The organism is Stenotrophomonas tumulicola (assembly GCF_014117215.1).
Lineage (GTDB): Bacteria > Pseudomonadota > Gammaproteobacteria > Xanthomonadales > Xanthomonadaceae > Stenotrophomonas > Stenotrophomonas tumulicola.
The window spans coordinates 441,018-460,620 of record NZ_JACGXS010000001.1 but is presented as its reverse complement, the minus strand read 5'-3'; the positions used below and the strand labels follow the sequence as shown (position 1 = coordinate 460,620).

At 65.8% G+C, this 19,603-nt stretch carries 25 protein-coding genes; 9 read left to right on the top strand and 16 right to left on the bottom strand.

The genetic code is table 11. From position 1 onward, the window contains the following. Positions 1–146: 146 nt before the first annotated feature. From H4O11_RS02260 to H4O11_RS02240, 5 genes are all read right to left on the bottom strand, one after another. Entirely contained in the window at positions 147–839 is a 693-nt protein-coding gene (locus H4O11_RS02260; protein WP_182337805.1) for a DUF2058 domain-containing protein, read from the bottom strand. Between the two features lie 9 nt (positions 840–848). Then, positions 849–1,091, bottom strand: a complete 243-nt coding sequence (locus H4O11_RS02255; RefSeq protein ID WP_182337804.1) for a SlyX family protein — start codon at positions 1,089–1,091, stop codon at positions 849–851. Further along, a complete protein-coding gene (locus H4O11_RS02250; protein ID WP_182337803.1) occupies positions 1,084–2,424 on the bottom strand; it encodes a UDP-glucose dehydrogenase family protein in 1,341 nt (446 codons plus the stop codon). The genes H4O11_RS02255 and H4O11_RS02250 overlap by 8 nt, the downstream gene beginning before the upstream one ends. A gap of 19 nt (positions 2,425–2,443) precedes the next feature. Beyond that, the gene (locus H4O11_RS02245) at positions 2,444–3,424 is read right to left on the bottom strand and encodes an FKBP-type peptidyl-prolyl cis-trans isomerase (protein WP_182337802.1); all 981 of its coding nucleotides are present in this window, start codon (positions 3,422–3,424) and stop codon (positions 2,444–2,446) included. 95 nt (positions 3,425–3,519) lie between these two features. Continuing rightward, positions 3,520–4,059: a glutathione peroxidase gene (locus H4O11_RS02240; protein ID WP_182338387.1), complete on the bottom strand. Its 540-nt coding sequence runs from the start codon at positions 4,057–4,059 to the stop codon at positions 3,520–3,522. Positions 4,060–4,389: 330 nt separating this feature from the next. Between H4O11_RS02240 and H4O11_RS02235 the strand changes: the two genes are divergently transcribed. From H4O11_RS02235 to H4O11_RS02205, 7 genes are all read left to right on the top strand, one after another. After that, the gene (locus tag H4O11_RS02235; protein WP_246333212.1) at positions 4,390–4,647 is read left to right on the top strand and encodes a hypothetical protein; all 258 of its coding nucleotides are present in this window, start codon (positions 4,390–4,392) and stop codon (positions 4,645–4,647) included. 2 nt (positions 4,648–4,649) lie between these two features. Further along, complete coding sequence (locus H4O11_RS02230) at positions 4,650–5,012, top strand: GntR family transcriptional regulator (protein ID WP_182337801.1); 363 nt, start codon at positions 4,650–4,652, stop codon at positions 5,010–5,012. Then, complete coding sequence (locus tag H4O11_RS02225; RefSeq protein WP_182337800.1) at positions 5,009–5,884, top strand: ABC transporter ATP-binding protein; 876 nt, start codon at positions 5,009–5,011, stop codon at positions 5,882–5,884. The genes H4O11_RS02230 and H4O11_RS02225 overlap by 4 nt, the downstream gene beginning before the upstream one ends. Continuing rightward, on the top strand, positions 5,881–6,909 hold the full coding sequence (locus H4O11_RS02220) for a hypothetical protein (protein WP_182337799.1): 1,029 nt from the start codon (positions 5,881–5,883) through the stop codon (positions 6,907–6,909). The genes H4O11_RS02225 and H4O11_RS02220 overlap by 4 nt, the downstream gene beginning before the upstream one ends. 28 nt (positions 6,910–6,937) lie before the next feature. Continuing rightward, positions 6,938–7,819 carry a DUF4097 family beta strand repeat-containing protein gene (locus H4O11_RS02215; protein ID WP_182337798.1) on the top strand — a complete coding sequence of 294 codons (882 nt, stop codon included), beginning with the start codon at positions 6,938–6,940 and terminating at the stop codon, positions 7,817–7,819. A 31-nt stretch (positions 7,820–7,850) separates the two neighbouring features. Beyond that, on the top strand, positions 7,851–8,426 hold the full coding sequence (locus H4O11_RS02210) for a YggN family protein (protein WP_182337797.1): 576 nt from the start codon (positions 7,851–7,853) through the stop codon (positions 8,424–8,426). 88 nt (positions 8,427–8,514) lie between these two features. Continuing rightward, a complete protein-coding gene (locus H4O11_RS02205; RefSeq protein ID WP_182337796.1) occupies positions 8,515–8,940 on the top strand; it encodes a hypothetical protein in 426 nt (141 codons plus the stop codon). Positions 8,941–9,007: 67 nt separating this feature from the next. Here the strand turns inward: H4O11_RS02205 and H4O11_RS02200 are convergent, their stop codons facing one another. Beyond that, the gene (locus tag H4O11_RS02200; protein WP_182337795.1) at positions 9,008–9,442 is read right to left on the bottom strand and encodes a DUF6491 family protein; all 435 of its coding nucleotides are present in this window, start codon (positions 9,440–9,442) and stop codon (positions 9,008–9,010) included. A 152-nt stretch (positions 9,443–9,594) separates the two neighbouring features. Between H4O11_RS02200 and H4O11_RS02195 the strand changes: the two genes are divergently transcribed. Next, positions 9,595–10,650 carry a hypothetical protein gene (locus tag H4O11_RS02195; RefSeq protein WP_182337794.1) on the top strand — a complete coding sequence of 352 codons (1,056 nt, stop codon included), beginning with the start codon at positions 9,595–9,597 and terminating at the stop codon, positions 10,648–10,650. Positions 10,651–10,718: 68 nt separating this feature from the next. On the opposite strand, the gene lolD is transcribed toward H4O11_RS02195, so the two are convergent. The 9 genes from lolD to H4O11_RS02150 form a co-directional block, all read right to left on the bottom strand. Beyond that, entirely contained in the window at positions 10,719–11,432 is a 714-nt protein-coding gene (lolD, locus tag H4O11_RS02190) for a lipoprotein-releasing ABC transporter ATP-binding protein LolD (protein WP_182337793.1), read from the bottom strand. Continuing rightward, positions 11,425–12,666 carry a lipoprotein-releasing ABC transporter permease subunit gene (locus H4O11_RS02185; protein ID WP_182337792.1) on the bottom strand — a complete coding sequence of 414 codons (1,242 nt, stop codon included), beginning with the start codon at positions 12,664–12,666 and terminating at the stop codon, positions 11,425–11,427. The genes lolD and H4O11_RS02185 overlap by 8 nt, the downstream gene beginning before the upstream one ends. A 23-nt stretch (positions 12,667–12,689) precedes the next feature. Continuing rightward, positions 12,690–13,139: a hypothetical protein gene (locus H4O11_RS02180; protein WP_182337791.1), complete on the bottom strand. Its 450-nt coding sequence runs from the start codon at positions 13,137–13,139 to the stop codon at positions 12,690–12,692. After that, the gene (locus H4O11_RS02175) at positions 13,090–13,338 is read right to left on the bottom strand and encodes an FAD assembly factor SdhE (protein ID WP_182337790.1); all 249 of its coding nucleotides are present in this window, start codon (positions 13,336–13,338) and stop codon (positions 13,090–13,092) included. The genes H4O11_RS02180 and H4O11_RS02175 overlap by 50 nt, the downstream gene beginning before the upstream one ends. A 166-nt stretch (positions 13,339–13,504) precedes the next feature. Next, positions 13,505–14,290, bottom strand: coding sequence for a succinate dehydrogenase iron-sulfur subunit (locus tag H4O11_RS02170; RefSeq protein WP_182337789.1), 786 nt, complete (start codon positions 14,288–14,290; stop codon positions 13,505–13,507). A 69-nt stretch (positions 14,291–14,359) separates the two neighbouring features. Next, positions 14,360–16,150 (bottom strand): succinate dehydrogenase flavoprotein subunit, encoded by a 1,791-nt coding sequence (gene sdhA / locus H4O11_RS02165; protein WP_182337788.1) that lies wholly within the window; start codon positions 16,148–16,150, stop codon positions 14,360–14,362. 31 nt (positions 16,151–16,181) lie between these two features. Further along, positions 16,182–16,568, bottom strand: a complete 387-nt coding sequence (sdhD, locus tag H4O11_RS02160) for a succinate dehydrogenase, hydrophobic membrane anchor protein (protein WP_182337787.1) — start codon at positions 16,566–16,568, stop codon at positions 16,182–16,184. Beyond that, positions 16,565–16,960 carry a succinate dehydrogenase, cytochrome b556 subunit gene (sdhC, locus tag H4O11_RS02155; RefSeq protein WP_182337786.1) on the bottom strand — a complete coding sequence of 132 codons (396 nt, stop codon included), beginning with the start codon at positions 16,958–16,960 and terminating at the stop codon, positions 16,565–16,567. Before sdhC ends, sdhD begins: the two co-directional genes overlap by 4 nt. A 56-nt stretch (positions 16,961–17,016) precedes the next feature. Next, entirely contained in the window at positions 17,017–17,190 is a 174-nt protein-coding gene (locus H4O11_RS02150; RefSeq protein WP_182337785.1) for a DUF1674 domain-containing protein, read from the bottom strand. Between the two features lie 39 nt (positions 17,191–17,229). Here H4O11_RS02150 and ygfZ point away from each other — a divergent pair, with 39 nt between their 5' ends. After that, entirely contained in the window at positions 17,230–18,102 is an 873-nt protein-coding gene (gene ygfZ, locus H4O11_RS02145; protein WP_182337784.1) for a CAF17-like 4Fe-4S cluster assembly/insertion protein YgfZ, read from the top strand. Positions 18,103–18,291: 189 nt separating this feature from the next. On the opposite strand, the gene H4O11_RS02140 is transcribed toward ygfZ, so the two are convergent. Further along, complete coding sequence (locus tag H4O11_RS02140; RefSeq protein ID WP_182337783.1) at positions 18,292–19,380, bottom strand: ABC transporter ATP-binding protein; 1,089 nt, start codon at positions 19,378–19,380, stop codon at positions 18,292–18,294. Positions 19,381–19,603 lie beyond the last annotated feature (223 nt).

The following is a 19,603-nucleotide window of genomic DNA, read 5'->3' as shown; positions in this document are numbered from 1 at the left end:
CCCATGGTCGGCGAGCGCAGCGGGCCGTTGCCGGAAACACCGCCGGGCATGGCCCGGCGCTACAACCGGAGCTTCGGTAGCGCCGACCCATGGTCGGCGAGCGCAGCGGGCCGTTGCCAGGAAACGCCGCCGGGCATCGCCCGGCGCTACCAGACCAGGTCGTCCGGCACCTGGTACTGCGGGTCGGCATACGGATCGTCTTCCGCCGGCGCATCCGGATCCACCTTCAGCGCCACGGCCTGGGCGAAGATCGCCTCGGCCTGCGCCAGCAGGTCGGCGGTCACCAGCATGTAACGCCCGGCCACCTGCACCACGCCCAGCTCACCCGCGTTGAGTGCCTTCAACTGGTCGGCAGTCACGTAGATGCGCTTGATCTTGCCGCCATAGGGGAAGTGCCGGGCGATGTCGGCATCTTCGGTATTGAGCGCCTTGTCCTTCAGCAGTTCTTCCAGCTTCGCCTTGGCTTCCCGGCGCTGGCGGGCTTCTTCCTGCTTCAGGCGCTCTGCCTCGATGCGCTCTTCCTTCTCGCGCTGGGCACGGATGGCATAGGCCTTGGCCAGGTCCATTTCTTCCTGCGAGCGCGGCTTGCGTGCGCCCTGCGGGCGATTCGGACGGTTACCCGGATTGCCGGGGTTGCCGGGCCTGCCCGGGGACGGACGCGGTTGGCCAGGCTTCTGGCCACCCGGCCTGCCACCGGCAGGCGCAGGCTTGCCGCCAACTGGACGCCCATCACGGCGGCCATCGGGTTTGCGGTCCGGCTTGCGGTCATTGTTACGTTCAGGCTTCGGCGCAGGCTTGAAGCCCAGGCCCATCAGCTGGTCGCGGAGGGTATCGCTCATAAGGAAAGATCAGTAGTGCGGCGGTGGCGGCTCATCCACCGGATCAGAGGAATACAGCGCGTTGCGGACCTTGCCCAGGTCCTCCAGCAGGACGCGCATCAGGCCCGCATTGCGGGTACCTTCCATGCGCGCATCAGCCAGCGCTTCGCTCAACTCGGCCAATGCCTGCTCCTGGAAGGAAACACGCATTTCCAGCTCGACCAGGCGCTCTTCCAGCGCCTGTTCGCGTTCGCTTGGCAACATCTCAGACATGCAGTGATCGTCCCCGGCCAATGCCGTAATAGGCCAGCCCCGCCGCTTCGATCTCGGCCGGGTCATACAGGTTGCGGCCATCGAAAACCACCGCGTCCGCCAGCGCCTCGCGCAGGCGCGCGAAGTCGGGGCTGCGGAACGGCTTCCATTCGGTGACCACGGCCAGCGCGTCTGCACCGTCCAGCGCAGCCCCCGCGCTGTCACAGAACACAAGGTCGCCACGCTGGCCAAAGATGCGCCGCGCCTCGTCCATCGCTTCGGGATCGTAGGCGCGCACGCACGCACCGGCATCCCACAGTTGCTCCAGCAGCCGACGGCTGGATGCGGCACGCATGTCGTCGGTGTTCGGCTTGAATGCCAACCCCCACACGGCGATGGTCCGGCCACGCACGCCATCACTGCCGTAATGCCGCTGGATCAGTTCAAACAGATGTCCCTTCTGTGCATCGTTGACCGCCTCCACGGCATTCAACAGGCGCGGCTCCAAGCCCGCCTGCTGCGCCGTGCGCGCCAGCGCCTGGACATCCTTGGGGAAACAGGAACCACCATAACCGGCACCGGGGTAGATGAAGTGCCAGCCGATGCGCGGATCCGAACCGATCCCCTGGCGCACCTGTTCCACGTCGGCGCCCACCCGCTCGGCGATGTTGGCGATTTCGTTCATGAACGAAATCTTGGTGGCCAGCATGGCGTTGGCCGCGTACTTGGTCAGTTCGGCCGAACGCACGTCCATTTCCACCACGCGATCGTGGTTGCGGTTGAAGGGCGCATACAGGCGGCGCATCAGCGCCACCGAATCCGCATTCGCCGAGCCCACCACGATGCGGTCAGGCCGCATGCAGTCGGCTACCGCATCGCCTTCCTTGAGGAACTCCGGATTGGAGACCACGTCGAAAGCGATGTCCACGCCGCGCGCGGACAGTTCAGCGGCGATCACCGCACGCACCTTGTCGGCGGTACCGACCGGCACCGTCGACTTGTTGACCACCACGGTCGGCACCTGGATGTGCCGGCCGATGGTGCGGGCCACGGCCAGCACGTACTGCAGGTCGGCGCTGCCATCTTCGTCCGGCGGCGTGCCCACGGCGATGAACACCACCGGGCACTGGCCGATGGCCGAGGCCGCGTCGACGGTGAACGCCAGCCGGAACGCAGCATGGTTCTCCTTCACCATCGGCTCCAGTCCCGGCTCGTAGATCGGGATGATGCCGTGGTTCAGGCCGTCGACCTTGGCCTGGTCGATGTCCACGCAGGTCACCTGGTGGCCGACCTCGGCCAGGCAGGTGCCGGTGACCAGGCCGACGTAGCCGGTGCCGAAGATCGCAACGCGCATTCGTTGAGTCCCTGCAGCCTTACGGCTGGACGCCCAGCAGTTCGACGTCGAAGGTCAGCGTGGCATTCGGGCCGATCGGGCCACCCTGGGTGCCGTTCTCGCCATACGCCAGTTCGCCCGGGATCCAGAAACGATACTTGGAACCGACCGGCATCAGGGCCACGCCCTCGGTCCAGCCCTTGATCACCTGGTCCAGGCCGAACTCGACCGGCTCGCCGCGCTGGTAGCTGCTGTCGAACACGGTACCGTCCAGCAGCTTGCCTTCGTAGTTGACCTTGACCTTGCTGGTCGGCATCGGGCGCTCGCCGCTGCCCGGACGGATGATCTGGTACTGCAGGCCCGATGCCGTGGTGACCACGCCCGGAACGGTCTTGTTCTTTGCCAGGAACGCGTTGCCTTCCTGGCGGTTGGCCTGGCCCAGCTGCGCGGCCTTGGCCTGCATTTCAGCCTGCTTGCCGGCCATGTAGGCCTGCAGCGTGGCGGCGCCTTCTTCCTGGCTGATCTTCGGCTGGCCACCCTCGAAGGCGGTCTTGACCGAATCGAACAGGGCGTCGACATCGATGTCGCCCTTCAGCTCGGCCAGCGACGGGCCGACCATGTAGCTGCCCAGCATCAGGCCGACCTTGCGGTTGTCCACCTTCGGTGCAGCCGAACCCGGCGCCATGCCCGGCACCTGCTGGCCATTGGCGATCATCATCGCCTGGCGCAGCGCGGCATCGGTATCCTGCGCGTCCTTCTGCGTGATCAACGGCTGCTTGCCGTCGAACGTGGCCTGCACGGCTTCGCGCATGGCGGCCAGGTCGATGTGGGTCTTGATCGCTTCGAGCGAACGGGCGACATCGGCGCCGATGGCATGGCCGAGCTTCTGCTTGGGATTCAAGTTACTGGTCTCCTTGGCTGCTGCGGGAGCAGCAGCGGGTTGCTGCGACATCACGGTACCGGTGGCACCCATCGCCAGAATCAGAACCGACGCCGCAGCGCCACGCATTCCCATCTTCATGTGTTGCATTCCTGGAAGTGACTGGACGCCGACGTCGGCGCGAAAACGATCATTGTCGCACGCACGCCCCGGATGTCGAGGCGCGCGTGCGTCGTTCAATGGGCTGCCGGTGCAGCCAGCGCGCGTTCGATGGCCGCCACCAGCTCCTTGTCGTCCGGCTTGACCTTGCTCGGGAACTGGGCGATGACCTTGCCATCGCGGCCGACCAGGTATTTATGGAAGTTCCAGCCCGGCGCCACGCCGGTGGCCGAAGCCAGTGCCTTGTAGAGCGGAGTGGCGTCGTCGCCGACCACGTGCACCTTTTCGAACATCGGGAACTTCACGCCGTAGGTCAGCGTGCAGAATTCCTGGATCTGCTTCTCGTCGCCCGGCTCCTGGCCCTTGAAGTCATTCGACGGGAAGCCCAGCACGCTCAGGCCGCGACCGGAGTACGCCTTCTGCAGCGCTTCCAGGCCTTCATATTGAGGGGTGAAGCCGCATTTGCTCGCGGTATTGACCACCAGCAGCACGCGGCCGTGGTAGCGCTGCTTCAGGTTCACCGCCTCTTTGCCCGCCAGCGTACGATACGACACGTCCAGCAGGTCGCCGGCGGCGAAGGAAGCCGAGGGCAGCACCAGGCTGCCGAGTACCAGCATGGCACCCAGCAGGCGCGCCCGCGCGCGCGAACCACCGTTGAACGAGGAGGATGAAGGCAACATGGCAGGGGCTTCCTGGTGGAGGGGCAGGGACCGGGCCACCGGCCCGGATATCGCGGCAGACTATAGCACCGGGGCCTCTGCGGCCTTATGGCACGTGGTGGAACGTCGTGCCAGCGGGCTGCATGCGGCCCGGAGCCGCTCACTGCGACAGCACATTGCTGAATACCCTCCCTCTATGCCATCAGTTGGTCATCAGCGACACTTGCACTGTCGAATGTAGGTGTTATAGTTGACTACAACACCAGTCACCCGAGACAGGGGGAGCCGATGAAAACGTCACTTCGACGTCCTGATATCCGCATGGTCGCCAGCGTGGCGTGCCTGCTGCTCCTGTCGCTGTGGCTTGGCGTGGCACCGGGCGGTGCCGATGAACCCGACGCCGCCCCGTTGCTGGAAGGCCTGCAGGATGCGGCCGTGCCGAACGCTGGGAACCTCCAGCCGGCGCCCTCCCCCCCGCGGCGGCTGAACAGCTCCCTGTCCATGCCGTATTTTTCATTCGCACAGTCGCTGAATTCCCGGAGCTGACCATGAGCGATATCCAATGGAGCGATGGTGCTCCGATCTACCGTCAGCTGAAGGAGCGCGTGATCGCCATGATGCTTGATGGAATCATCAAGCCGGGCGACGCCCTGCCCTCGGTGCGCCAGGTGGCGGCCGACTACCAGCTCAACCCCATTACCGTGTCCCGCGCCTACCAGGAACTGGCCGACGAAGGCCTGGTCGAGAAGCGTCGCGGACTGGGCATGTTCATGACCGAAGAGGCGGCCACCCAGCTGCGCAGCAGCGAGCGCGACCGCTTCCTCAACGAAGAATGGCCGGCCGTGCTCGAGCGCATCCAGCGCCTGGGCCTGGACGTGGACGAACTGCTGACCCAAGGGAAGAACCCATGAACGCCGCAGCAAGCCAGGATGTGATCACCGCGCGGGGCCTGCGCAAGGCCTACAAGCGCACCCTTGCGCTGGACAACACCAGCTTCAGCATCCCTGCCGGGCGCATCGTCGGCCTGATCGGGCCCAACGGTGCCGGCAAGACCACGGCACTCAAAGCGCTGCTGGGGCTGTCCTCGGTGGAGGGCGAGCTGAGCGTGCTGGGCAAGGATCCGCGCAGCCACCGCGACGAGCTGATGAACGACATCTGCTTCATCGCCGACGTCGCCGTATTGCCACGCTGGCTGAAGGTGCGCGAGGCCATCGACTTCATCGCCGGGGTGCATCCGCGTTTCGACCGGGCCCGCTGCGAGCGGTTCCTGTCCACCACCAAGCTGCAGCCGAAGCAGCGCGTGCGTGAACTGTCCAAGGGCATGATCGTGCAGCTGCACCTGGCGCTGGTGATGGCCATCGACGCCAAGGTGCTGGTGCTGGACGAGCCCACCCTGGGCCTGGACATCCTGTACCGCAAGGAGTTCTACCAGCGCCTGCTGGAGGATTACTTCGACGAGCAGAAGACCATCATCGTCACCACCCACCAGGTGGAGGAGATCGAACACATCCTCACCGACGTGATGTTCATCCGCGACGGCAGGATCGTGCTCAGCGCGGAAATGGATGAAGTGGGCGAGCGCTACACCGAAGTACTGGTCAACGCCGACCAGGTCGACAATGCCCGCGCGCTCAAGCCGATCGACGAACGCAGCCTGCCGTTCGGCAAATCGGTATTGCTGTTCGACAGCGTGCCACGCACCCAGCTGACCACCCTTGGCGAGACCCGCAGCCCCGGCCTGGCCGATCTGTTCGTCGCCATCATGAAGGGAACCTACGCATGAACGCCGTGAACCATCCGATCAGCAAGGCCGGCACGCTGCGCTGGCTGCTCAAGCGCGAATACTGGGAGAACCGCGGTGGCTTCCTGTACGCCCCGTTCATTGCCGGCATCGTGTCGCTGCTGATGAGCACCATCGGCATCCTGTTCGGCCTGTGGGCGATGCGCCGCGCCGCCGCGCAGGGCGAGCTGCACATCAACAACAGCGACATAAACGTCAACGGCCTGGACCTCAACCTGCTGACCAGCCAGCTCGATGCCAAGGACATGGCCGACCTGGCCAATGGCCTGGACCTGACCCTGGTGCTGAGCTCGCTGTGGCCGTTCATCGTGCTGGCCTTCGTGGTGTTCTTCTACTGCCTGGGCGCGCTGTACGACGATCGCCGCGACCGCAGCATCCTGTTCTGGAAGTCGCTGCCGCTGTCGGATGCACAGACGGTGCTGTCCAAGGCCGCCAGCGCCCTGCTGGTGGCGCCGCTGATCGCCGTGGTCGCCTCCATCCTCACCATGTTCATCTTCGTGCTGGTCATCTCGGTGGTGGTGATGGCGCATGGTGGCGATGCCATGGCGCTGATCTGGGGACCGGCCAGCCCGCTGTCCATTGCCGCCGGCCACCTGTCCTGGATTCCGGTGTACCTGCTGTGGGCCCTGCCGACGGTGGGCTGGCTGCTGCTGTGTTCGGCCTGGGCCCGGACCAAGCCGTTCCTGTGGGCGGTGATGCTGCCGCTGTTCGCCGGCATCATCGTCAGCACCACGCGGGTGATGACCGCCTTCGACATGACCAGCGCCTGGTTCTGGAAGAACATCGTCGGGCGCCTGCTGCTGGGCACCCTGCCGGGCAGTGACCTGTTCTACCGCAGCGAGCAGCTTGCGAGCATTTCCGGAAACAGGGACAACCTTGCCGCCGCCCTGTCGCCGACCAGCCAGCTGGCGGCACTGAGCCTGCCGGAGCTGTGGATCGGCGCGGCGGTGGGCGTGGTCTTCATCGTCATCGCCATCCGCCTGCGCCGCCGCGCCGGCGAAATCTGAGTCTTCCTCGTACAAGGAGCCAACCGCCATGCGTACCCTGCTTGCCTGCACCACCCTGATGCTGCTGCCGCTGTCCGCCCTGGCCAACGATGCGCCCTGCAGGTTCACCGAGAACCGCGACCTGCAGCTCGACCTGGGCGGTGCGAAGACCCTGGTGATCGAGGTCAACCAGCACGACCTGCACGTGGAAGCCGGTAGCGGACCGGCACGGCTGTCCGGACGCGCATGCGCGTCCAACGCCGACTGGCTGCGCGACCTCACCCTCACCCAGCGGCACAGTGGCGACAAACTGGTGGTCAGCCTGCGTCGCGAAGGCAAGCGCGGCCTGGTCGTGGGCAACAACTACGCCTGGCTGGATATCCGCGGCAGCGTGCCAGCCGATGTGATGGTGCAGCTGAAGGTTGGCTCCGGCGACGCGCACATCGAAGGCGCGAAGTCGCTGAGCGTGGACCTCGGCTCCGGCGATGCCGATGCGCTGCGCACCCAGGGCAGCGTGCACGCCACGGTGGGTTCCGGTGACCTGCTGATCGACGGCGCCGAGAGCCTGAACCTGCTCTCGGTAGGCTCCGGTGATGCGAACGTGTCCAATATCCGTCGCGACGTGACCGTCGGCAGCATCGGCTCGGGCGACGTCGACCTGCGTGACATCGGCGGCGATCTGCGCATCGACAGCATCGGTTCCGGTGACACCGACGTGCGCCAGGTGCGCGGCAACGTGGAGATCGGCGTGGTCGGCTCCGGCGACACCGGACTGCGTGACATCACCGGCAACCTGCGCGTGGGCAGCCATGGTTCGGGCGACATCAAGGCCGACGGCGTCGGCGGCAACCTGACCGTCGAACGCAGCGGCAGCGGCGACGTCCGCCACAGCGGCGTACGCGGCACCGTCAGCCTGCCACGCGGCAAGTAAGCCACTCCACAACCTCACGGGGATCACCACCATGAAGATGCGCAACGTACTGCCCGCGCTGCTGCTGGCATTGCCGCTGGCCGGCTGCGGTGAACACGGCGGCGATGCCGCGCGGACCGTCAGCGACTCCACCAGCACCATCGGCCGCACCGTGCAGGAAGCCACCGACAAGGCGCGCAAGGAGATCGCCAAGGGCAATTTCAAACTGTCCGCCGATGGGCTGCCGAAAGCCGAGATCACTCCCGAAGGCGCCTTGCTGATCGACGGCAAGGACGTGGTCACCACCGCCGCACAGCGCACCCAGTTGCTGGAATACCGCCGTCAGATCGAGGCGATCGCGATGGCCGGCATGGATATCGGCGTGTCCGGCGCCAACCTCGGCGTGAAAGCCGCTGGCGAAGCGCTGAAGGGCGTGTTCTCCGGCAATACCGACGGCATCGAGGAGCGCATCAATGCAGAGGCCGACAAGCTGAAGGCGCAAGCCAACCAGATCTGTGCGCGGCTTCCCGCGCTGATGGCGTCCCAGCAGGCACTGGCTGCCTCGCTGCCGGCATTCGCGCCCTACTCCACGATGGACCAGAGCGACATCGACGACTGCGGCAAATGAGCGCACCCGGCCGTCGTCCGCCGCTGGACGACGGCCGGCCGGTGCCGGGGGGATTACACTAACGTGCCCCCCACTTCCACGGACCGCCATGAAGAAGCTGTTCCTGCTGCTGGCCGCCCTGCTCTGCCTGGTCCTTGCCGGCTGCGACCAGGAATACCGGAACCACCGTGTCGAGCGCAGCAAGCCAAAGATCACCGTCAGTGACAGCATGGTCACCGTGCGCCGTGCACCCGCACCAAACATCATCGTGATGCCCGACGGCAAGATGAAGGTGGACGAGATCGAGATCCCGCTGCGCCCCGAACAGCAGCAGATGCTGCAGCAGATGTTCGGCCACCTGCAGGTGCTGCGCCAGAACACCCTCGTCGACGCGCCGGCCGATCCGGACAGGAAGCCGGTGAAGATCGTGCCGCCCGCCGGCATGGATCCGATTCCAGCCGACCTGGTACAGGTGATTCCGGAGTTCAAGGACTACACCGAAACCTTCGACAACCTGCAGGCTGACCGGCGCTGACCGGTAGCGCCGGGCCATGCCCGGCGAGCGCGCAATGCGGAGAATGTCCGCCCGGCGTGGCCCGACGCTATCGTTCTTCGGCCTGCGCCTGGCGCAGTTCCTGTTCGGACGCGCGCAGTGCCTTGACGTCCAGCTTGCGGATGCTGGCGATATGGCAGGGCATCTGCGGGCCGGGACCGGTACCACGCACCAGCACCTTGTCGAAGCGTGCCGACACCCGTCCGCTTTGGCTGCTCAGGCCGATCGCCTGCGCATACGGCAGGTCCTGGCAAGGGCCGGACAGCTCGAGCAGGTAGGCTTCGCTGGGCCGCGTCCATACCGCCAATGCGCTGTCACCAAGCTCGTTCCAGCCGTTGAGGCTGCCGAAGAACTGCATGTCCTGCTGCGGCGGGCCGGCATGCGCGCGATACAGCTCAAGCCGTTCGGCACTGTCCAGGCGGCCGCCGGTGGCGCAGGCGACCAGGGTCAGGCACATCGCCACTGCAACGATCAAACGCTTCATGCGGCCTCCAGTGCAAGGGTTTCCCGCCGCATCATGCACCCGATGCCGTGAACGTGGCGAGGTGCCGTGCCTGCCCGCGCCTGCCCGCGCCTGCCCGCATCTGCACGCATTCTGAAGGCACGACGGGTTGCAGCGGCAGATGATCCCGGCCCATGCCGCTTCGCCGCTCCCCGTGGATCGGCGACGGTCCCCCCATGCCATCGACCCCTTCAGCAGGCCGCATCATGCCAATGTCCATCACCCACGTTCCCCGTCAGCCTGCATTGCCGACTTTCGGTGTCGAGCCCCGACCTTCGCAGAACAGCCGGTTCGCCGCCCTGGTGAGCGTGCACAACACCACCGGCGTGGAGCGCGCATCACCGGATGCAACACCGGCAACGTTCTCGCCAGCCCCACTGATGATCCAGGCCGCCCGCGTCCGCATCAATGCGGCAGGCAGCGACAGGAATATCCTCGACATGCATGGCGCTTTCCCGCCACGAGAACTTCTGCACCTTACCCATTTCAATCTGGAGCAGGCGTCCCTGCACCTGGATCGCAACCCCGATGTCACTTCCCTGATGGACATGGCCGAGCAGCAAGCCCACAGCGGCGTCCGGACGGTCACCCAGCTCTGCTCAAGCCACGAAGCGCTGCAGGCCCCGGAGCGGATCAGGAGGCTGCAGATGGCAGCCCTGCGCGGCGTGGTGGGAGACGCACTCAGGTCGCCGGACACCCGGAGCGATGCCATACATTCACTTGCGCCAGATACCGCAGGCGCTGCCCGGTTCGACAGCAATGCCCTCAGGCAGCTTGACCCGATCGTGCACGAAGCGGTGTGGTTGCGTATCCACGCGGCAACATTGCTGAGCGGCGGAATCCCAATGAGCCTGATGGTGGACGACGGCCTGACCATCAAACCGGGCTCCGACTCGCATCGCTACCTGCAGCGCTTGGCCGCCGAACATGGCGAGCCAGGCGAAGCCGTGGAGCACGGCGCGACGGTATCAGGCATGGCCGGCATGCTTGTCTCACCGGTGGACCGGCAGGCACTGGAGACGCTGGAACGGCGTGCGGCATTTGGCCTGCTCGACGACAGACCCGACCTGTCACCCAGCGACCTCGCTGAAGCGGACGGCCTCGGGCTGACCACGGCCGCCGGCAGCGAGGCCGTTGCCTCGCCCTTCATCCGCTGGCTGACATCGATGCGGAACGTCGACCTGGCTTGACCTGGATTGTCTGTAGAGGAGCCCGGTCCTTTTGCTGCAGGCAACAGGACCAGGCCCCGAAGCCGCGTTCAGACCTCGGCGCGCGCCAGCGCGTGGAGCTTGCCTTCGCGCAGCTCCAGCACCCGGTCCAGCCGCCGTGCCAGGCTGCGGTCATGGGTGACCAGTACCAGCGAGGTGTGGCGCGCGCGGTTCAGTTCCAGCATCAGGTCGAACACGGTGCCGGCGGTGCGGTCGTCCAGGTTGCCGGTCGGCTCGTCGCCGAGCACGCAGGCCGGCTGGTTCACCAACGCACGTGCCACTGCCGCGCGCTGGCGTTCGCCACCTGAAAGCTCACCGGGCTTGTGCTGCAGGCGATGCCCCAGCCCGACCGATTCCAGCAATTGGCGCGCACGCTCGTTGGCCGCGGCAACATCACCGCCGCCCAGCAGTACCGGCATCATCACGTTTTCCAGCGCGGTGAACTCCGGCAGCAGGTGGTGGAACTGGTATACGAAACCCAGCGCCTGGTTGCGCAGCTTGCCGCGCTCGCTGTCGGACAACGTGGACATCTGCTGGCCGGCCACGAACACTTCGCCGGCGCTGGGGATGTCCAACCCGCCCAGCAGGTGCAGCAGGGTGCTCTTGCCGGCACCGGACGCGCCGATGATCGCCACCGTTTCGCCAGCCGTCACCTGCAGGTCCAGGCCATCGAACACGGGCGTATGCAGCTTGCCCTCGGCGTAGGTCTTGCCCAGTGCCTCGGCACGGACCACTTCCTGCCCGGGAGAAAAAACCTCATTCATAACGCAGCGCCTCCGCAGGCTGGGTGCGGGCCGCGCGCCACGCCGGGTACAGGGTGGCCAGGAAACTCATCAGCAGCGCCACCACGGTGATCACCACGATGTCGCCAGGCTGCATGTCCGTCGGCAGGCCGGTGATGTAGTAGACGTCTTCCGGCAGCAGCTTGACGTTGAACAACGCCTCGATGGCGCCAAGGATGCGTTCCAGGTTCAGGGTCAGGGCGATGCCGCCGATGACGCCTGACAAGGTGCCGATGATGCCGATCATCGAACCCTGCACCATGAACACACCCATCACCCCGCGCGGGGTCAGGCCCAGCGTGCGCAGGATCGCGATGTCGGCCTGCTTGTCGGTGACCAGCATCACCTGCGAGGACACCAGGTTGAACGCCCCCATGGCGATGATCAGTGACAGCAGGATGCCCATCACCACTTTTTCCATCCGCAGCGAGTGGTACAGGTTCGCGTTCTGCTGGGTCCAGTCGCTGACCCGGTATGCGCCGCCCAGGCGTTGCGCCAGGTCCACGCCCACCTCCAGCGCCTGGTCCATGTCGTGCAGCTTCAGGCGCACGCCGGTGGCGCCGTCGATGCGCAGCACGCGCTCGAGGTCTTCCATGTTGGCGAAGGCAACGCCGCGATCGATCTCGTTGTAACCGGCTTCGAAGATGCCACTGACGGTGAAGCGCTTCATCCGCGGGATCGCCCCCATCGGCGTGCCCTGCACTTCGGCCAGCGTCACCACCACCTGGTCGCCCACGTCAACGCCCAGCCACAGCGCCAGCTCCTGGCCGAGGATCATGTTGTAGCTGCCCTGCTGCAGGCTGTCGAAGCGGCCCTTCTTCATCTTCTCGGCGACCACCGACACCTTCGGTTCCATGGCCGGGTCCACGCCCTGCACCAACGCCCCCTGCACGCGCGGGCCGCTGATCATCGCCTGGATCTCGATGTACGGCGCGGCGCCGGCCACGCGTGCATCCTTGTAGGCGGTATCGACCGCGCGCTGCCAGTCGCTCATCGGCTCACCGTCGCGGCTGATGGTGGTATGCGCGGACATCTGCAGCAGGCGGTCGCGGATCTCCTTCTGGAACCCGCTCATCACCGCCAGGGTGGTGATCAGCACGGTCACGCCCAGCGCGATGCCCAGGATGGACGCCATGGAAATGAAGGAAATGAAGCCATTGCGCCGCTTGGCGCGCAGGTAGCGCAGGCCGATGGCCACGGGGATGGGTTTGAACATTCAGGTGCGCCGGGGAATTCAGCTTATGGTGCCACTGACGACGGCCGACGGGAAACCTGTCGCGCACGGATGGCCAGACGCAGTTCACGTCGCTGCGCGCGATCGAGGACATCGGGCCAGAACAACAGGCAGCCACCCTGCCCCGGCCCCTGCCAGCGCAGCTGCAGCCAGGGGCCACGTGCCTGCAGCGAAGGCGCCTCCAGTTCGATTCCGTCAAGCAGCAACGGCCTTGGCAGGGCCTGCAGCCACAGCCGCTGGCGCGGCCTGCGCAGCGCGCGCCACAGTCCTCCCAGGCCGAACAACCAGCAGGACAGCACCAGTGGAGGCTGCCAGCGTACAGGCAGGTCGCTGGCGGCGATCAACCAGGGCGCCGCCGCCAGTACCAGTGCTTCGGCGCCGGCCTGCAGGCGCGAAGGACGCCACTCAAGCCTCGAGGGCGCGGATCCGGTCGAGCATGGGGACGGCGTGTGCATGCGGGCAGGCCTCGTAGCCCATGAACCACCGCCACAACTTATCGTCTTCGCAGTCCAGCAGGAACAGGAAAACCTCGCGTTCTTCCGCAGGTGCCGCAGGCCACTCGCGGTCCAGGTAGCGTTCGAACAGCTGGTCCAGCTCACGCATGCCGCGGCGGCAGCGCCAGCGCAGCTTTTTCAGCAGAATGGCTTCGTCCATTGTTGCGTTCCTTCAAACCCGCAGCGGGGCATGGCCCCGCTCTACAGGGCGGCAGCGGGGCATGGTCCCGCTCTGCAGGTGGCGGGCAGCGGGGCATGGCCCCGCTCTACCTGCGATGCGTCCACGGTAGTGACGGGCCATGCCCGTCACCGGCAGCACCCGTCGGTCAAGCGCGACGCGCCATCATCAATTTCTTGATCTCGGCGATCGCCAGTGCCGGGTTCAGCCCCTTCGGGCAGGTCCGTGCGCAGTTCATGATGGTGTGGCAACGGTACAGCTTGAACGGATCTTCCAGGTCGTCCAGGCGCGCACCGGTGTCTTCATCGCGCGAATCGATGATCCAGCGGTAGGCCTGCAGCAGGATCGCCGGGCCCAGGTAACGCTCGCCGTTCCACCAGTAACTCGGGCAGCTGGTGGAGCAGCATGCGCACAGGATGCACTCGTACAGGCCATCGAGCTGCTTGCGGTCTTCCGGCGACTGCAGGCGCTCGCGGTCCGGTGGTGCCGGCGTCTGCGTGCGGATCCACGGCTTGATCGAGGCGTACTGCGCGTAGAAGTGGGTCAGGTCCGGCACCAGGTCCTTGACCACGCTCATGTGCGGCAGCGGGTAGATCGGCACCTCGGCCTTGCCGCAATCGGCGATGGCGCGGGTGCAGGCCAGCGTGTTGGTGCCGTCGATGTTCATCGCGCACGAACCGCAGATGCCCTCGCGGCACGAGCGACGGAAGGTCAGGGTCGGGTCGATCTCGTTCTTGATCTTGATCAGCGCGTCCAGGACCATCGGTCCGCACGCGTCAAGGTCGATCTCGTACGTATCGGTGCGTGGGTTGCTGTCGTCGTCGGGACTCCAGCGGTAGACCTTGAAGGTGCGCACGTTCTTCGCACCACCAGTGGCGGGAAAGTGCTTGCCCTTGGTGATCTTTGAATTCTTCGGCAGGGAAAACTCGGCCATGGCTGCTCTCGTTGGCTCAGGCGGCCCGCGCCATCACGGCGCGGATTGCATGGTAGGCGGGGGTCGCGATCAATACACGCGCGGCTTCGGCGGCACCACGTCGACCTCGTCGGTCAGCGTGTACATGTGCACCGGTCGATAGTCGAAGCTGCACTTGCCCTTGTCGTCGACCTTGACCAGCGTGTGCTTGTGCCAATTGACGTCGTCGCGGTCCGGGAAGTCTTCGTGCGCATGCGCACCGCGGCTTTCCTTGCGCTGCTCGGCCGAGTTGATCGTCGCCACCGCGTTGAGCAGCAGGTTGTTCAGCTCGTAGGTTTCGATCAGGTCCGAGTTCCAGACCAGCGAGCGATCGCTGACCTTGACGTCCTGGAACGAATCGAAGATGCCGGCCATCTTCTCGCAGCCTTCCTTCAGCGTCTGGCTGGTGCGGAACACCGCCGCGTCGGCCTGCATGGTCCGCTGCATGTTGTCGCGGATCACCGAGGTCGGCGTATCGCCCTTGGCATAGCGCAGCTTGTCCAGCAGGCCCAGCGCCTTGTCGCAGGCATCGGACGGCAGCGGCTTGTGCGTGGCGCCCGGCGTGATCGTCTCGGCGCAGCGGTTGGCCACTGCACGGCCGAACACCACCAGGTCCAGCAGCGAGTTGGAACCAAGGCGGTTCGCACCGTGCACCGACACGCAGGCGGCTTCGCCGATGGCATACAGGCCCGGGATGACCGCATCGGGGTTGTCGCCGTCGATGCGCACCACTTCGCCATGGAAGTTGGTCGGGATGCCGCCCATGTTGTAGTGCACGGTCGGGATGACCGGGATCGGCTGCTTGTGCACGTCGACGCCGGCAAAGATGCGCGCGCTTTCGGCGATGCCCGGCAGCTTGTCGTCGATCACGCCCGGGCCGAGGTGGGTCAGGTCGAGCAGGATGTGGTCCTTGTGCTCGCCGACGCCGCGGCCTTCGCGGATTTCCACGGTCATGGAACGCGCAACCACGTCGCGCGAAGCCAGGTCCTTGTAGTGCGGTGCGTAGCGCTCCATGAAGCGTTCGCCGCTGCTGTTGCGCAGGATGCCGCCTTCGCCACGCACGCCTTCGGTGATCAGGCAGCCGGCGCCGTAGATGCCGGTCGGGTGGAACTGCACGAATTCCATGTCCTGCATCGCGATGCCGGCACGCATGGCCAGGCCACCGCCATCACCGGTACAGGTGTGGGCGGAGGTGGCGCTGAAGTACGCGCGGCCATAGCCGCCGGTGGCCAGCACCACGCCCTGGGCGCGGAACAGGTGCAGCGAGCCTTCGGCCATGTCGATGGCCAGGACGCCACGGCAGGTCCCGTCTTCGTCGAAGATCAGGTCCAGCGCGAAGTATTCGATCATGAAACGCGCATCGTGCTTCAACGACTGCTGGTACAGCGTGTGCAGCATGGCGTGGCCGGTACGGTCGGCCGCCGCGCAGGTACGTTGCGCGGCCGGGCCTTCGCCGTACTTGGTGGTCATGCCGCCGAACGGGCGCTGGTAGATCTTGCCCTCTTCGGTACGGCTGAACGGCACGCCATAGTGCTCCAGCTCGATGATCGCCGGGATCGCCTCGCGGCACATGTACTCGATCGCATCCTGGTCGCCCAGCCAATCCGAGCCCTTGATGGTGTCGTAGAAGTGGTAGCGCCAGTCGTCCTCGCCCATGTTGCCGAGCGCGGCCGAAATGCCGCCCTGTGCAGCGACGGTGTGCGAACGGGTCGGGAAGACCTTGGTCAGGCACACGGTCTGCAGGCCCTTGGCGGCCAGGCCGAACGTGGCACGCAGGCCGGCACCGCCGGCACCCACCACGACCATGTCGTACTTGTGTTCGGTGATCTTGTAAGCGGACATCTAATCTGGATTCCTGTCTTGGTGCCTGGACTCAGGCAGCGCCGAGCGCAATGCGGGCGACCGCAAAAACACTGACGATCCCGCCGAGCACGGCCACGAACTTCACCGTGGTCTGCAGCGCAAGGGCCAGCAGCGAATTGTGGATGTAGTCTTCCAGCACGACCTGCAGGCCAAGCTGGGCATGCCAGAACATGGCCACCAGGAAGCCGACGACCAGCACGGCATTCCACGGCTTGGCGATCGCTTCGGTGGCCGTCACGTAATCGGCGCCCAGCAGGCTCAGCACGAACACCAGGAACCAGATGGACAGCGCGACCAGCGCGGTGGCGGTCAGGCGCTGGTGTACGAAGTGCTCGGTGCCACTCTTGGCGGCGCCCAGTCCACGCACGTTCTTCAACGCGGTGCGGTAACGGCTCATGCGGCACCTCCGGAAAGCAATACGTAGGCCCAGACCAGGGCGGTGAGCACCAGCGAGGCGACTACCGACAGCCAGCTGCTGCGCACGAAGGCGGGGATGCTGAAGCCAACCGCGAAGTCCTGCACGATGTGGCGGATGCCATTGCACAGGTGGTAGGCGAAGGACCAGGTCCAGGCGAACAGGAACAGCTTGCCGTACCAGGCGCCTGCGTGGTTGGTGAAGCAGGTCCAGGATTCTGGGCCGATCATCAGGGCGAGCAGGCCGCCGGCGATGATCAGGGCTCCAACAGACAGAAAGATGCCGGTCGCTCGATGCAGGATCGAGGTGGCCATCTGAATCTGCCAGCGATACACCTGGAGGTGCGGGGAAAGGGGACGTTCTCTGGTCGCCATTCGCTGGGCTCGTTGTCTCGGCTGGGCGGCGCAATGCCGCGTTGGCTCAATGCTGCTCAGAAATCGACGCAGCGTCCGTTTTTCTCCCAATCCCCATACCGCACCGGATCAAGTCCGCCGCGGCCACCGTATTCCTTCGGCACCACCGGAGCGTCTTCAGGCACGGGTGCCGTCGGATCCAGCGGAGCTTCAGATTCAGTGTCGGGAGTGGGGGTTGTTTGGCCTATCATCAGGATTCTCGCAACGCACAAATTCTAGACCTCGTTCACGTGCCTGACAACCTTTCCCCTGATTTAGTTGGATTCCCCCTGTTGGCGGACCGCCGGTTGCTGTCGATTTCCGGTCCGGACGCAGTGGCGTTCGCGCATGCGCAATTCTCCAGCGACATCGTCGCGCTGGGCGATGGCCACTGGCACTGGAGTGCGTGGTTGACGGCCAAAGGCCGCACGATCGCCGTGTTTCAGCTCATCCGGCTGTCTGCGGAGTCGTTGCTGCTGGTCTTCGCAGATGCCGGCGCGGATGAGATTGGATCGCAGTTGCAACGTTTTGTGTTTCGCCGCAAGGTGAAAATCACACTGCGCGACGACCTGCAGGTCGTCGGTGCATTCACTGCCCCGGAAGCCGCGTTCTGCGCCGCAGTGGCCGGATCGCTCGATGATTCACTGGAGCTGGACATGGGCAGCGACGCCCTTCCGCGCGTCATGCGCATCGGTCCGGCAACGGCGGGCAGCCCCATCTCCCAGGCCGATGAGCCCTTCATCGACGCGTGGCGCCAGGCCGATCTCCGCTACGGGCTGCCACGGCTGGAAGCCAGCCAGCGCGAGCAGTGGACGCCACAGCAGCTGGGACTGGACAGGCTGAACGGTTACAGCGTCAGGAAGGGCTGCTATCCGGGCCAGGAGATCGTCGCGCGCACCCACTTCCTGGGCAAGGCCAAGCGGGCGCTGCAACTGCTGCAACTGGCCGCTGCAGCGGCACCGGGGGACAGCGTGGAGCAGGCAGGCAGCGCGCTGGGCACGGTAGCCAGCGCCGCCGGCACGCTGGCACTGGCGGTACTGCCGCTGGAAACCAGCGAGGCCGCGTTGAGCGTTGGCGGGCAGCAGGCGCACCGCGTGCCGCTGCTGGACGGCCTGGCACGCTGACCTGCACAAGGGCGGTTCAACAGGCCATGCACACGTCGACGTAGCGCCGGGCCATGCCCGGCGGACATGCTGGCCTTGCCTCATTTCCCTTCCGTGGTGCGGATGAAAGCCGCCGGGCATGGCCCGGCGCTACGGTCCGTTGGCGTGGCCCGGCGTTACGGGTCCGCCGGGCATGGCCCGGCGCTACGGTCAGGCCGTGAGGCGTTCGCCGGTCTCGGCGTCGAAGAAATGCAGCGCATTGGCCTGTACGGCCACCTTCAAGGTCTCGCCCACCGCAGGCAAGGCGCGCGGCGCCACGCGCATGGTCAGCGCATGCAGGCCACTGGCCAGGTTGACGAATATTTCGTTGCCGACCGGCTCGATGCCCTCGATACGGGCCTCGAAGAACCACTCCGCCCCCTCTTCCGCCGGTTGCAGGTGCTCTGGCCGCACGCCAACGGCGATCGGCTTGTCCAGCCAGCGAGGGTCGAGCGTGGCGTGGCCCAGCGGCGCCTTCCATGCACCGTCCAGCACCACCGCACCCGCCGCGCTGGCCTGCAGCGTGCCACGCAGCACGTTCATCGCCGGGCTGCCAAGGAACCCGGCCACGAACAGGTTGGCCGGCCTGTCGTACAGCGCCATCGGCGTATCGATCTGCTGGATGATGCCGTCCTTCAGCACCACGATGCGCTGGCCCAGGGTCATTGCCTCCACCTGGTCGTGGGTGACGTAGATCATCGTCGTGCCCAGCTTCCGGTGCAGCTGGGCGATCTCCGTGCGCACGCTGTGGCGCAGCTTGGCGTCCAGGTTGGACAGCGGCTCGTCCAGCAGGAACACAGCCGGCTCGCGCACCAGTGCACGGCCCAGCGCCACGCGCTGGCGTTGGCCACCGGACATCGCCTTGGGCAGCTTGTCCATCATGTCGGTCAGGCCCAGGGTCTGTGCCGCCTCACCGACACGCCTGTCGATGGTCGCCTTGTCGTGGCCGCGCAGCTTCAGGCCGAAGGCCAGGTTCTGCTCCACGGTCATGTGCGGGTACAGCGCGTAACTCTGGAACACCATCGCGATGTCGCGGTCCTTCGGCGCCACGTCGTTGACCACGCGCTCGCCAATGACCAGCGTGCCGCCGCTGATTTCTTCCAATCCGGCGATCATGCGCAGCAGGGTGGACTTGCCACAGCCCGACGGGCCGACCAGCACCATCAACTCGCCGTCGGCCACCTCGAAGGTCGCGTCCTTGACCGCGACCTGGCCGTTGTCATAGACCTTGCGCACACCCTGCAACTGTACTTTTGCCATTTCACTCTTCCAGTCCGCCCGTCGCCTGGGCTGTTGCATGTGGACTGCCCCCGGCCCTCCCGTTGGCAGCATTTTTGCCTCGGTGCCGCATGACGGACGCCGCTGCAATCGAATACAGTTGCACATTCTGCCATGTAAACGTTTTCACATGGCAGTATCTACCGGTCGCCGTGCATGATCTGCCCGGCGCCAGCAGAAAATGATCCGCCGTCCCGCGGCAGGT

Bases quoted from the DNA above. Each gene is read 5' to 3' on its own strand.
- H4O11_RS02260 (WP_182337805.1), bottom strand. From the start codon at position 839: ATGAGCGATACCCTCCGCGACCAGCTGATGGGCCTGGGCTTCAAGCCT.
- H4O11_RS02255 (WP_182337804.1), bottom strand. From the start codon at position 1,091: ATGTCTGAGATGTTGCCAAGCGAACGCGAACAGGCGCTGGAAGAGCGC.
- H4O11_RS02250 (WP_182337803.1), bottom strand. From the start codon at position 2,424: ATGCGCGTTGCGATCTTCGGCACCGGCTACGTCGGCCTGGTCACCGGC.
- H4O11_RS02245 (WP_182337802.1), bottom strand. From the start codon at position 3,424: ATGAAGATGGGAATGCGTGGCGCTGCGGCGTCGGTTCTGATTCTGGCG.
- H4O11_RS02240 (WP_182338387.1), bottom strand. From the start codon at position 4,059: ATGCTGGTACTCGGCAGCCTGGTGCTGCCCTCGGCTTCCTTCGCCGCC.
- H4O11_RS02235 (WP_246333212.1), top strand. From the start codon at position 4,390: ATGAAAACGTCACTTCGACGTCCTGATATCCGCATGGTCGCCAGCGTG.
- H4O11_RS02230 (WP_182337801.1), top strand. From the start codon at position 4,650: ATGAGCGATATCCAATGGAGCGATGGTGCTCCGATCTACCGTCAGCTG.
- H4O11_RS02225 (WP_182337800.1), top strand. From the start codon at position 5,009: ATGAACGCCGCAGCAAGCCAGGATGTGATCACCGCGCGGGGCCTGCGC.
- H4O11_RS02220 (WP_182337799.1), top strand. From the start codon at position 5,881: ATGAACGCCGTGAACCATCCGATCAGCAAGGCCGGCACGCTGCGCTGG.
- H4O11_RS02215 (WP_182337798.1), top strand. From the start codon at position 6,938: ATGCGTACCCTGCTTGCCTGCACCACCCTGATGCTGCTGCCGCTGTCC.
- H4O11_RS02210 (WP_182337797.1), top strand. From the start codon at position 7,851: ATGAAGATGCGCAACGTACTGCCCGCGCTGCTGCTGGCATTGCCGCTG.
- H4O11_RS02205 (WP_182337796.1), top strand. From the start codon at position 8,515: ATGAAGAAGCTGTTCCTGCTGCTGGCCGCCCTGCTCTGCCTGGTCCTT.
- H4O11_RS02200 (WP_182337795.1), bottom strand. From the start codon at position 9,442: ATGAAGCGTTTGATCGTTGCAGTGGCGATGTGCCTGACCCTGGTCGCC.
- H4O11_RS02195 (WP_182337794.1), top strand. From the start codon at position 9,595: ATGCCGCTTCGCCGCTCCCCGTGGATCGGCGACGGTCCCCCCATGCCA.
- lolD (WP_182337793.1), bottom strand. From the start codon at position 11,432: ATGAATGAGGTTTTTTCTCCCGGGCAGGAAGTGGTCCGTGCCGAGGCA.
- H4O11_RS02185 (WP_182337792.1), bottom strand. From the start codon at position 12,666: ATGTTCAAACCCATCCCCGTGGCCATCGGCCTGCGCTACCTGCGCGCC.
- H4O11_RS02180 (WP_182337791.1), bottom strand. From the start codon at position 13,139: ATGCACACGCCGTCCCCATGCTCGACCGGATCCGCGCCCTCGAGGCTT.
- H4O11_RS02175 (WP_182337790.1), bottom strand. From the start codon at position 13,338: ATGGACGAAGCCATTCTGCTGAAAAAGCTGCGCTGGCGCTGCCGCCGC.
- H4O11_RS02170 (WP_182337789.1), bottom strand. From the start codon at position 14,290: ATGGCCGAGTTTTCCCTGCCGAAGAATTCAAAGATCACCAAGGGCAAG.
- sdhA (WP_182337788.1), bottom strand. From the start codon at position 16,150: ATGTCCGCTTACAAGATCACCGAACACAAGTACGACATGGTCGTGGTG.
- sdhD (WP_182337787.1), bottom strand. From the start codon at position 16,568: ATGAGCCGTTACCGCACCGCGTTGAAGAACGTGCGTGGACTGGGCGCC.
- sdhC (WP_182337786.1), bottom strand. From the start codon at position 16,960: ATGGCGACCAGAGAACGTCCCCTTTCCCCGCACCTCCAGGTGTATCGC.
- H4O11_RS02150 (WP_182337785.1), bottom strand. From the start codon at position 17,190: ATGATAGGCCAAACAACCCCCACTCCCGACACTGAATCTGAAGCTCCG.
- H4O11_RS02140 (WP_182337783.1), bottom strand. From the start codon at position 19,380: ATGGCAAAAGTACAGTTGCAGGGTGTGCGCAAGGTCTATGACAACGGC.